The 12,825-nt window shown below is 28.0% G+C and carries 9 protein-coding genes and 1 tRNA gene; 6 read left to right on the top strand and 4 right to left on the bottom strand.

Annotation, left to right across the window (positions count from 1 at the left end; all coding sequences use genetic code 11):
* Positions 1-88: 88 nt before the first annotated feature.
* The 3 genes from cloSI to J2S18_RS01855 form a co-directional block, all read right to left on the bottom strand.
* Entirely contained in the window at positions 89-1,663 is a 1,575-nt protein-coding gene (cloSI, locus tag J2S18_RS01865; RefSeq protein ID WP_307482509.1) for a clostripain, read from the bottom strand.
* A gap of 608 nt (positions 1,664-2,271) precedes the next feature.
* The gene (locus tag J2S18_RS01860; protein WP_307482505.1) at positions 2,272-2,682 is read right to left on the bottom strand and encodes a hypothetical protein; all 411 of its coding nucleotides are present in this window, start codon (positions 2,680-2,682) and stop codon (positions 2,272-2,274) included.
* A gap of 215 nt (positions 2,683-2,897) precedes the next feature.
* Positions 2,898-2,981 (bottom strand) — tRNA-Leu (locus J2S18_RS01855).
* Between the two features lie 275 nt (positions 2,982-3,256).
* On the opposite strand from J2S18_RS01855, the gene J2S18_RS01850 reads away from it, so the two are divergent.
* Both J2S18_RS01850 and J2S18_RS01845 read left to right on the top strand, forming a co-directional pair.
* On the top strand, positions 3,257-3,949 hold the full coding sequence (locus tag J2S18_RS01850) for an iron-sulfur cluster assembly scaffold protein (RefSeq protein WP_307482503.1): 693 nt from the start codon (positions 3,257-3,259) through the stop codon (positions 3,947-3,949).
* A gap of 31 nt (positions 3,950-3,980) precedes the next feature.
* Positions 3,981-4,988: a GGGtGRT protein gene (locus J2S18_RS01845; RefSeq protein ID WP_307482500.1), complete on the top strand. Its 1,008-nt coding sequence runs from the start codon at positions 3,981-3,983 to the stop codon at positions 4,986-4,988.
* Positions 4,989-5,199: 211 nt separating this feature from the next.
* Here J2S18_RS01845 and J2S18_RS01840 read toward each other — a convergent pair whose 3' ends face one another.
* Positions 5,200-7,551, bottom strand: a complete 2,352-nt coding sequence (locus J2S18_RS01840) for a discoidin domain-containing protein (protein WP_307482498.1) — start codon at positions 7,549-7,551, stop codon at positions 5,200-5,202.
* A gap of 367 nt (positions 7,552-7,918) precedes the next feature.
* Here J2S18_RS01840 and J2S18_RS01835 point away from each other — a divergent pair, with 367 nt between their 5' ends.
* The 4 genes from J2S18_RS01835 (at position 7,919) to J2S18_RS01820 (ending at position 12,689) form a co-directional block, all read left to right on the top strand.
* Positions 7,919-9,007 (top strand): polysaccharide deacetylase family protein, encoded by a 1,089-nt coding sequence (locus J2S18_RS01835; protein WP_307482495.1) that lies wholly within the window; start codon positions 7,919-7,921, stop codon positions 9,005-9,007.
* A gap of 219 nt (positions 9,008-9,226) precedes the next feature.
* Positions 9,227-9,607, top strand: coding sequence for an HsmA family protein (locus J2S18_RS01830; RefSeq protein ID WP_307482491.1), 381 nt, complete (start codon positions 9,227-9,229; stop codon positions 9,605-9,607).
* 74 nt (positions 9,608-9,681) lie between these two features.
* Complete coding sequence (locus J2S18_RS01825) at positions 9,682-10,995, top strand: hemolysin family protein (RefSeq protein WP_307483516.1); 1,314 nt, start codon at positions 9,682-9,684, stop codon at positions 10,993-10,995.
* A gap of 371 nt (positions 10,996-11,366) precedes the next feature.
* Positions 11,367-12,689 carry an NCS2 family permease gene (locus J2S18_RS01820; RefSeq protein WP_307482488.1) on the top strand — a complete coding sequence of 441 codons (1,323 nt, stop codon included), beginning with the start codon at positions 11,367-11,369 and terminating at the stop codon, positions 12,687-12,689.
* The last annotated feature ends 136 nt before the right edge of the window (positions 12,690-12,825 follow it).

Below are 12,825 nucleotides of genomic sequence, written 5' to 3'. Positions count from 1 at the left end.
TTTACTATGTAAAGGAAGATATGTCCAATAAAATAATAAAAAAATAAGACCTCTTTAAAAAAGAGATCCTATTTTCATTATTTATAATTTACCATCTATGATGATTATAGCCACCACTTGGACCATTTGTTTTATCAAACCATGAATCTAAAAGTTCAAACCAGTTTCCTACTTTGTTTATTCTAGAGTCTAGTCCATCTTTACACCAAGATAATTTTCCATAACCACTTCTTAAGCCAGAAGCATTAGTATCAAGATAGTTATACCATCTTTGTATAGCCCAATGAGGAATAGAATATCCAGAGTATGAGTCAGAATAAATTCTATTTCCATCTGGAAGGAATATACTTATACCATTTTTACCTTCTTTAAAACCTGTGAATTTTTCTCCACCAAAGGAATATAAAATTAAAGAATTTACATTTTTCATAACATTTCTAGCTAACGCTTTAGTAGTTTTGCTAAATTTATTACTTGTACTTATTTTTTGACAAAAATCGTATAAATCAAAGTAAGGATATTCTATCCATTCTTGTTCAGAAGACTCTTTAAAATAATGAATTAATGAAGTATTAGTTCCAGAACCTCTTAAAGATTCAACAGCATTTTTCTTATTTTCAATACTTAAATTTCTAGATAATGTATCTACAGAATTTTTTACAGCTTCTACTTTTGAAAGATCATAACAGCTTAACTGTTGATCTGTTCTACGAGCAGCATTAACAGAGTCACGTTGTTCTTCAACAAATAATGCTCCTAATTCGTTGTTTGTAACAGTTGAAGGATCAAAGAATTTTTCCTTTCCACCTAATGTAGAATCAGTTTGTCCATTATCTCCTCCACCAGCTTTTAAACGTCCAAATATTTTATCATAAGGTAATCCATATCCCCACACTACAGGTGCAGAGGCAACAATTGTATTAGCTTCAAAACTTCCATTACCAGGTCTATATTGGTATGCAACTTCTGATGTTCCCATTAAACAAGCATCAAACACAAGAACATCTACAGATTCATTTTTAGTAAGAACATCTGAGATTTCTCCTGTATAAAGGCAGTCATTTTGATTACTATCATCCCAACAGATTGCTTTGTTTGGTGAATTTGAAGTTTTAGCTTTTGCACCACCACCGTGATTTGACATAATTAGCATATACTTATCTGCTTTATAATTAGATTTACAAAAGTTAATAAACTTCTTTAATGTATGAGCATCACCCATATTTGCTTCGTAATTACTTGTAGTAGTTATTTCAGGAAATTGAGTACTACCACTAATTCTTTTTGCAGAATTTTTACCTATTTTGTACAATCTAGTATCTGTGAAATTAGAACCTAGTATTGAGGAATTATTAGAATATCCTGGAGTTCTATCAACAAGTACTACAACATTTAAATTAGGATCTTCTGTAATGCCCCTTTTAATTTCTTCGATGTCATGAAGTATATAATCTTCAAGATTATTATCGCAATCAGCGTACATCATAACTGTTAGTTTTTTACCATTAGCCTCTCTTTTAGCTTTTTTAATTTTGTTTGCTATGGTAGTAGGTTTTGTTTTAGATTGCGATTTAGGAGCAGCATTAGCAGTTGTAAATCCTCCTAGAGAACAGGCCAAAACAGCAACAGTAGTAATTAGAGAAAGTTTCTTTTTACTAAACATAAATAACCTCCTTGAAATTTTATTATATTAACATAAATTTTAATTATGTTTCTTAATTTGCGGGTAGGTTTAATATAAAATTGTTTATATTTTACGAATAGAATTACTTTTTCTTATATGTAGTAAAACTAATATGTTAAATTGTAGAAAATACAATTTAATTAATATGTATAATTAGATTTTAATTATAATAAAAAATATGTAAAAAAATTCTTATATTTGTATTTTAATGTAAAAATATGAACTTGTAAAAAAAGTAAAATTAATAAATTGTAAAAAAATACAATTCAAATGTAATTGATAGGCATTATCTAAGAATATATAATTATAAATTAATAAAAATATAGCAGAAAGATAAATAAATTTATAAAATTTAATGGTTATTTGCATAAAAATGAATTTTTATATAAAGAATAAATTGTAAATGTGATAAAAGGTGATTTAGCCTAAGATAGAGGCAAATGATAGAAAAGATAATAAAAAATAGAGATAGGAGGTTTTTAGATTACCGTTTTAGTTTTTTTATAAAAAGTAAATAAATATATAAAAAGTTCCCACTTTAAATAATTGAAAAAAGTGGAAACTTTTAACTTTGATAAAGAATTAATTTAATTAAATTTTGATTGTACCAATGAAGATTCTTTTTGGATATAATCAATTGGTACATTGAATTTTTCAAGTAAATTTCCTAAAGAGTTTATTAAAGATTCTCTCTTATAAAAGAATTCATCGCCATTTTTATATTTTAAAAGTTTAAGACAGTCATAATAGTCATTTTTTAATCTTAGTGGTATATAATTTTCAGCATCTTTAAATACTTTTACACTTCTTGCAGAATTGTAATCACCTTGAGTAGGGTTACTTCTATAATCTATGGTAGCTAATTGGTCTATGGCCTCACAAAGTAATAAGTCTACATAAGCTTTTGTTGCATTAACCTTCATATAGTCATTAACTCCAATATATGCACCTGATACAATTGCAATTAATAATGCTAATAGAAAAATATTCTTTTTCATATGTAACCTTCTTTCTATGTTTTAGAATAATTAAAGTTTGTTTTTTATATATTGGAAATGTTGTATTTCTGTTACAATTTAGTCTTATAATTTTAATAAAAGAAGAAAAAACAACTTATAGTTGCACTACTGTTGTACTGCTTTTTACAAAAAGAAAACTCGTAAAACTTTGAATGTTAGTAAATTCAATGCTTTACGAGTTTCTATAAAATATTTGGTGCCACCAGTGGGAATCGAACCCACACGGTAAAACCGCATGATTTTGAGTCATGTGCGTCTGCCAGTTCCGCCATGGTGGCATAAAATACATTGTTAAATAATGTACGCCAATGAAAAATATTATATCAGAATTAATAAAAAAATTCAATTAAATAAATTGAATGAAATAAAAAATTATCAAAAATATAAAAAAATTTAATATTACAGTTGTTTGATTGGTGTACATTTGCTAAAATATAACTAGGATAAAACTAACCCAGTGGGATGGTTTTTGACCTAGCTAGAAATGTAAACTAAGTTTTTGTACATAAAAAAACAGTTTATAATCTAATAATTAGGGAGGAGAAATTAGAATATGATGTATTCAACAGAAGTTCAAGAAATGTGTGTAATTGCTAAAGGCCCTAACCATGGTCCAGCACCAATTCCTGAAGAAGGAAAATGGGTTTTAGCTAAAGAAGTAAAAGATATCTCAGGTCTTACTCATGGAGTAGGTTGGTGTGCACCTCAACAAGGAGCTTGTAAACTTACTTTAAATGTTAAGGATGGAATAATAGAAGAGGCATTAGTAGAAACAATAGGATGTTCAGGTATGACTCATTCAGCTGCTATGGCTTCAGAAATATTACCAGGAAAGACTATCTTAGAAGCATTAAATACAGACTTAGTTTGTGATGCTATAAACACTGCAATGAGAGAATTATTCTTACAAATTGTATATGGAAGAACTCAAACTGCATTCTCAGAAGGTGGACTTCCAATAGGAGCTGGACTTGAAGATTTAGGAAAAGGTCTTAGATCACAAGTTGGTACTATGTATGGAACAGTTGCTAAAGGACCAAGATACCTTGAAATGGCAGAAGGATATGTAACAGAAGTTGCTTTAGATGCAGATAATGAAATTATCGGATACAAATTCGTTCACTTAGGCAGAATGATGGAATTCGTTGCTAAGGGAATGAGTGCTAACGAAGCAATGGAAAAAGCAGCAGGACAATACGGAAGAGTTGCAGATGCTGTTAAATTAGTAGATCCAAGACATGCATAATTTAAATTAATTTGTAAGGAGGAATTTAATCATGGCATTATTTGAAAGTTATGAAAGAAGAATAGATCAAATCGTTCCAGTACTTAATAAATACGGAATGGAAAAAATAGAAGATGCTAAGGCTATATGTGATGCAGCAGGTATCGATCCATACACAATCGTAAAGGAAACTCAACCAATCGCATTCGAAAATGCTGGATGGGCTTACACTTTAGGAGCTGCTATAGCTATAAAGAAAGGTTGCGTTAAGGCTGCTGATGCTGCTGAAGCAATCGGAGAAGGATTACAAGCTTTCTGTATCCCAGGTTCAGTTGCTGATGACAGAAAAGTTGGTTTAGGACACGGAAACTTAGGAGCTATGCTTTTAAGAGAAGAAACTAAATGTTTCGCTTTCTTAGCAGGACATGAAAGTTTTGCAGCAGCAGAAGGTGCTATTAAAATAGCTGAAAAAGCTAACAAAGTAAGAAAAGAACCATTAAGAGTTATATTAAACGGTCTTGGAAAAGATGCTGCTATGATAATCTCAAGAATTAATGGATTCACTTATGTTCAAACTGATTTTGATTTCTATACTTCAGAATTAAAGATAGTAAGAGAAAAAGCTTATTCAAATGGAGATAGAGCAAAGGTTAGATGCTTTGGTTCTAATGACGTTAGAGAAGGTGTTGCTATAATGCATCACGAAGGAGTTGACGTATCAATTACTGGTAACTCAACTAACCCAACTAGATTCCAACATCCAGTTGCAGGAACATATAAGAAAGAATGCGTAAATGCAGGAAAGAAATACTTCTCAGTTGCATCAGGTGGTGGTACTGGAAGAACTCTTCACCCAGATAACATGGCTGCAGGTCCAGCTTCATACGGTATGACTGATACTATGGGAAGAATGCACTCAGATGCACAATTCGCAGGATCATCATCAGTTCCAGCTCACGTTGAAATGATGGGTCTTATCGGAATGGGTAACAACCCAATGGTAGGAGCTACTGTTGCTGTTGCAGTTGCTGTAGAAGAAGCTGCAAAGAGAAATAAGTAATATCAAGCCTTTAAGAAGATTTAAACTGTTTTGATATAAAGATTATGAGTATTCGTTATATAGGAATATATAACGGGTACTCATTTTTTTTATTTAAATTAATAAAGAAAAAGGAACAGAAGATTAATATCTGTTCCTTTGATTTATTGATAAAGAAGAGTAGGTATATTTGTGTAATAAACAAATTAATATTAAATTATTTTATTAAAAACTAATTTGTATATAAATTAAGTTCAGCTATTGAAGCAAAGCCAGAAACACCTTCAGTTACTTCAAATTTAACATATTTAGCCTTAGTTTTATTAAAAGTTACTGATTGTATAGCTTTATTATTATATTTCCATTCTCCACTAACAACTTTTGTGAAGTTAGTTCCATCTAGACTTGTGTATATATTATATTTTTTAACATTTCCATTAACTCCAGAATCTTGTCTTGGAAGATAAGTTAATTTTGAAATATCATATTCTTTATTAAGTTTTATAGTTACATAAGGAGTTTTGTCACTTCTATCCCATTTTGTGTGCCAGAAGGAATTACTATTACCATCAATAGAATTTCTTGAAGCTTGTCCTCCGTTATCTTGTTGACTTGAATATGAAATAACTTCCATATCAGAGTGTAGTATTAATCCTTCAGGTTTATTATTAGCAGTATAAATTACTTTTGCAGCATCACTTGGAAGTTTGTTTGAAGTTGCAGCTCTACGAACTAATATAGTTACATCTTTGCTTAAGTCAGGAAGATTTTCACCATTATATTTAGTCCATTTATTTCCTTTATCTGTTGAAAATTCCATAGTTTTATCTATACCGAAAATTAAGTTTTCATCATTATTTCCTGAAATATTTACCCTATTTCCTTTTGAAATAGAAAGTAAAATTGCTGTATCTGTATTTTTGACTTTTAATAGTATACCATTTTCAGATGTTATAGATTTTAATTCTTCTTCACTTAGTTTCATAGAATTTTCTGTTGGTGTTTTATAAGTTTTGCCACCATCTAAACTGTATTCAATATCCTTTGTAACTCCTTCTAATTTTCCAGCATTTTTACCATCAAAACTAAAGGTAGCTAAAAATAAACCATCTTTGACCATATCATTTAAAAGAAGATTAGCCACACCCTTTTGGTCATTATCTGATACATTTTTTAATGTGGTTTTATAAGATATTATATATTTTGCAAGTTCTTTTTTGTCATTTGCAATAACTTTATCTTTTATTTTCTTTAGAAGATCTGTCATTGGTTTTGGATAATTTTTAAATGTAGATAAAATTTCAGAATTAACGGTTCTATATTCTTCAGTAGATGTTTCTTTATTTTTTAGCATTTCATCTATTTTATCTTTCCATATACCATAATTTAGTGGTAAAGTTTTAATACCTATATTACGTATTTTTTGTGCCTTATCATAGGAAGTAGATGCATTTGCAAGCCATTTGAATTGTTCTGATTTTAATAAAAGTTTTTCATCTTTTGAAGCATCTTCAACTAATATATCATAGGAGGAATTATATCCTTTTGAGCCATTAGACCAAGGGTTTAGTGTGCCACCATTTGATTCTTTCCAACCTGATATATTATTTTTAATTTCCCATTTTCCTTTTGAATTTAAAAATATAAAAGCACAGTGACCAGGTTGACCAACTGGCATTGAAGGAACTCCAAAGGCTTTAGAAGTCATTGCACCAAAATGGGATATAGAACCGCAAACGCCGCCATAATCTAAAACTGTTTTAAAGGTAGGGTTAGTGCCATAAAATTCTGAACCAAAAATACTTTTTCCATAGGGGTTTTTGTCAGTATATTTTATAAGCCAAGCACTATCTGCAATTTTATCTTGACTTAATAAATTTTGTTTATTATTTTTTATATAATCTCTAATCCAAAGAATATCATTGTCTGTTATTTTAGCATTTATAACTTGTCTTAAATGAGTTACATCAAGGGTGTTAAATACCTCAAATAATTCTTTTTTGTCATTTAAATCTTTATAGAGACTGTATCTATGAACAGGGTCTATTTTTTGTTTTCCATCTAGCCAAAAGGTTAATTCTTTAGAATGTTCTAAAGAGGTTGCAATTGCAAGCTTTAAATTAAATCCATTTCTAGATGAAGGGTCTTTTTCCCATATTTTAAGCCATATATTAAGGGGATCAATTTGATTGTTTGAAATTGGATCTCCACTAGATAAATAAAGATTTAATGCATTAGTATTACTTATAAGCCAAGTTAAAAACTTTTTATGAGTTTCATCTGTATTATAAAATTTTTCTAAATTAGATGGACCTACTTTTGATATAAATTCTCTTAGTGGTAAATAGTTTTTTATTATAGGATTATAGAGTAAATTGGTTAATTCAGAATCAGGGGTGTTTGATAGAATTAGATTTATACTTTTATTTAAAGATTCTAGCTTTTTATAAAAGAAATCCTTTTCTTGAATGGTAGATGTACTTTGCTTTCCATTATTTGTTGCAGCAAAAGTAGTTTCTAACGGGAGAGTAGCAGTTACAATTGTAATTGCCATTAGTAATGCAAGTATTTTTTGTTTCTTCATAACAAAACCTCCAAAATATTACTTATTTTTTTATAAATATATGATATTATTATAAATATAATATTTTTATGGTAATATTATAAAATATTAGATAATATTTTGTCTATTATTTATCAAAAAGAAAATAGACAAAAAATGTTAATTTTTTCGTAATTGTATTACTAAAATGTAGACGAAAATATATTTTTTAGTATTTTAGGTTGGTGTTGATTTTAGATAATCATATAAATATGAGTTAATATTGTTAAATTAATAAAAGGATACAAATTATTAACTGATTATACATAAATTTTTGATAAAATTAATTTTAAATATATAATTACAAGGTAAAATAATAATATAAATAATTAATCGAAGGATGAGTAAAATGAGGAGAAACAATTATAACCAAAGGAGAAATAATATAAGAGATAATAAAATAAGGTCAGCTAAAAGTAGAAATAGGAGAAGAAATAAGAATAAAAGGATAATTGTACTTATTATGGCACTTATTTTAGTAATTTCAGGAGTTAGTATTTTTGTACATAGCAGAAGTAAGTCAAAGGGTATTAATGCAGCTGCAAAAGAAGAACAAATTAAAGAAGAAAATAATAATAATAATGAAAAGGCACAAGCAAATAAAGAAAAAGCAGCTAATGAAGAAAAAAAGGCACAAAATGAAGTAGCCAAAGGACAAAATATTATAAGTTCAGCAGAAAGTTATGCAGTTCCAGCTAATGAAGTAGCTCAAATGATAGCTGGAAATAGTAAAAATAATAATAAGGAAATTTTCTTAACATTTGATGATGGTCCAAGTCCAAATACTAGTAAAATATTAAAAATACTAAAAGAAAAAGGTGTTCATGCAACATTTTTTGTAATGGGAAACAATTTAAAGGACAATAAAAAAAATCAACAATTATTAAAGGATGAATTTGAATCAGGAAATGCTATTGCAAATCATACTTTAACTCATGATTATAAAAAATTATATCCTAACAATAGAGTTAATGTACCTTATTTTATGAAGGAAGTGAAAGACCTTAATAAAATGATGGAAAATATTTTAGGATCTAATTTTGATTGTAGAGTTCTTAGAATGCCTGGTGGATATATGTCAAGACGTTATTATAAAGATGAAGGACTTCCAAGCTTGAATAAAAATTTAGATGAAAATCATATAACATCAATAGATTGGAATGCATCAATTGGAGATGGGTCTTCAAAACATTATACAACAAAGGAAATAATAGCAAATTCAGCTAGATACATGAAAGAACAAAAACATATGATATTATTAATGCATGATTCTGGAGCAAAGGTTGAAACAGTAAAGGCATTACCAGAATTAATAGATTTTTATAAGGAAAAAGGGTATTCATTTAAAGTAATTAAAAATGCCCCAATAGATTCTTTTAAAGATTTAAATACAAATTCTACTAAAACAGATTCAAATCAAGGACAAAAGGATAAATAGAAAAATAGAGGCAATGGCCTCTATTTTTTTTATGCTTAAAACTATTCATAATTAATTAACTAAATGTTAATTGCAAAATACATTATATCAAAGTATTATTTGTACATAGTTAGTACGCTAATGAATTAAGTTTATATAAAAATATATTTTTTTATAATATTAATTTAAGTAAAATATTTTAAATGTAGTAACTAAAATTAGAATTTAGAGGTGAATTTTATGTCAGCACAATTATTAAAGGCAATTATATTTATATCATCAGCACTATTATTTTATACAATAGGTGTTTGGTCAGAAAAGAAACAAGGAGTACTTAAAAAATGGCATGTTATAATTTTTTATATAGGGTTAATGTGTGATGCTTTAGGTACACATTTTATGAGTGATATTGCAGGAGGATTTAAGGCTAATCTTCATGGTGTTACAGGACTTTTAGCAATTTTATTAATGTTTTTCCATGCAGTATGGGCAACAGTAGTACTTATAAAGAATAACCCAGAATCAAAGGCTAAATTCCATAAATTTAGTATAATTGTTTGGGCAATATGGTTAATTCCATATTTTACAGGTATGATTGTTGGTATGAATAATATACATTAATTAGACCCTTAATTGAGTTTTATAATAAAATGTGATAGTATTATATTATTATACATTTTTAGGAGGATAAAAAAATTATGGTAGAACCCGCCCCGGGGAGCATTATACCCCAGTTAATATTAGTATTTCTTTTAACAGCAATTAATGCATTTTTTTCATCAGCTGAAATGGCAATTGTATCAGTAAATAAAAACAAGATTAAAATGCTAGCAGAGGATGGAAATAAGAAGGCAAAATTATTGGAGAAAGTAATAGAAGACCAAAGTAATTTGTTAGCAACTATACAAGTTGGAATAACTCTTGCAGGATTTTTATCTAGTGCAGTAGCTGCAACAGGTATATCTGGAATGGTATTTGAAAAGTTAAAAAACTTTAATATACCATATATTCATCAAATTTCAATTATTACTGTAACAATAGTACTTTCTTATATAACTTTAGTTTTTGGAGAGCTTATTCCAAAAAGAGTAGCACTTCAAAGAAAAGAGAAAATAGCGTTAGCATCTGTTAAAGCAATTTATATAACTTCTATAATAGCAAAACCATTTATAAAAATTTTATCAATATCAGCCTCAGTAGTTTTAAAAGTTATAAGATTTAATGAAAATAATGATGAAGATAGTATATCTAAAGAAGAGATACAAGCTTTGATTTTAGAAGGAGAAGCTGAAGGTGCTATAGATGAAGATGAAAAGGACATGCTAAATGGTATTTTTGAATTTAATGATAGATTATCAAAGGAGATAATGACATCTAGAAAAGATACTTATTTAATAGATATATCAGATGATATAAATGAGTATTTAGATGATTTAATAAATTTCCAATATTCAAGAGTTCCAGTATATGAAGATGATATAGATAATGTAATTGGGATACTTTATATTAAAGATTTTTTTGTTGAAGCAAGAAAAGTAGGTTTTGAAAAAGTAGATATAAGAAAAATTCTTCATAAACCATATTTTGTTCCAGAAACTAAAAAAATAAAAGAATTATTTAAAGAGTTACAAGTTAATAGAAATCATATGGCTATATTAATTGATGAATATGGTGGATTTTCAGGTATTGTAACTATGGAAGACTTAATTGAAGAAGTTATGGGCGATATAGATGATGAATATGATCTTGATGGTCCAGATGTAAAACAAATAGATTCAAATAAATATTTAGTTAAGGGAACTATAAATATTTATGAATTTAATGAAGAGTTTGATTCAAATATAGAAGAGGGAGATTATGATACATTAAATGGGTACATAATAACCCAAATTGGAGAGATACCAAAGGAAGATATAGATGTGCAATTTACTATTGAAAATCTTATGTTAAAAGTAACTAAGGTTATGGACAGAAGAATTGAAGAAGTTGAAGTTGTACTTATGAGCTAATACAAATTTAAATTAATGAAGTTTTAGATTAATCTAGAATTATTTAGATTAATCTTTTTTTATTGAAAATATTTTAAAATAATGAAATTTTAATTTCTTAATTAATATGTACTTATAGTTTTATCTAAAATTAGCACTAACTAAAATGTAATATAAATTTAAAAACATAAAAATTATATTTGATAAATAAAACTATTTAATTTAAACACGTACAATAATAACTTTTAAAAGGGATTATAATACGTGTTTTTATATAAAAAACAGAAAAAAATTAAAAAAAATCAAAAAATATTCGTGGAAAGGGTAGAATTTTGGTGAGAAATATTATATTATAGTTTTCGGACGTAAAATATTAATGAGAGAGTGATTAAATGAAAAACTTCTTTAAAAAAGATGGATTACTTGATAATTATTTTGAAATAACAAAAAGTGGTTCTAATACTAAGACAGAATGCGTTGCAGGCCTTACAACATTTATGACAATGGCCTACATATTAATCGTTAACCCATCAATACTTGCAGCTGCAGGAATGAATCAAGGTGCAGTATTTACAGCAACAGCCCTATCAGCTTTAGTTGCAACATTACTTACAGGACTTTATGCTAAATTACCTTTTGCTCAAGCACCAGGAATGGGACTTAATGCTTTCTTTGCATTTACTGTAGTTGTTGGAATGGGATATTCATATCAATTTGCATTAACTGCTGTATTTTTAGAAGGAATCGTATTTATATTATTAACATTATTTAATGTTAGAGAAGCAATTGTAGATTCAATACCAGAATGTATAAAAAAAGGTATTTCAGTTGGAATAGGACTTTTAATAGCACTTATAGGTTTAGAAGGAGCTGGAATAGTTATTCATCCAAAGGATGGAGGAACTATAGTAGCACTTGGAAACATTACCCATGGTGCTGGACTTCTTGCTATAGTTGGACTTATAATAACAGGAATTTTACTTGCAAGAAATGTTAAGGGAGCACTTTTCTTTGGAATGATGATTACTGCAATTATTGGAATTCCATTTGGTTTAACACCAATGCCAAAGGCATTAATGAGTGCACCACCTTCAATAAGTTCAGTATTATTTGATTTTGAATGGCATAATATTTTTTCAATAGATATGTTAATAGTTTTATTTACATTATTATTTATGGATTTATTTGATACTATAGGAACTTTAGTTGGAGTTGCAACAAAGGCTAAAATGCTTGATGAAAATGGAAAAGTTCCAAATATCAAAAAAGCATTACTTTCAGATGCCATAGGTACAACTTTTGGAGCTTGTGTTGGAACAAGTACAGTAAGTACATTTGTTGAAAGTGCAGCAGGAGTTGCAGAAGGTGGAAGAACAGGACTTACAGCTGTAGTTACAGCACTTATGTTTGGACTATCATTATTCTTTGCACCAATATTTGCATCAATAACACCAGCTGTAACAGCATCAGCATTAATATTGGTTGGATTATTTATGATAGAACCAATAAGAGAAATAAATTTAGAAGATTATACAGAATCAATTCCAGCATTTTTAACAATGATTATGATGCCATTTTCATATAGTATTTCAGATGGTATTATATTTGGAGTAATTTCATACATAGTACTTAAATTATTTACAGGTAAGTGGAAAGAGATTAGTATAACAACAGTTGTTATAGGATTTATATTTATATTAAAATTCTTAGTTTAATGAAAAAGACAATTTAAAAATTAAATAAGATACATAAATTTTAACATATTTAAATAGCATTTATTATGATTTGCCTTCTATTAAGTAATATAGAAGGTAGGTCATTAAATTAAGTGCTATTTTTTGTATTGTTTAT

The sequence above is a fragment of the Eubacterium multiforme genome, assembly GCF_030813415.1.
GTDB lineage: Bacteria > Bacillota > Clostridia > Clostridiales > Clostridiaceae > Clostridium > Clostridium multiforme.
The sequence above is the reverse complement of the archived record's forward strand: the minus strand, read 5'-3'. Positions and strand labels throughout refer to the sequence as shown.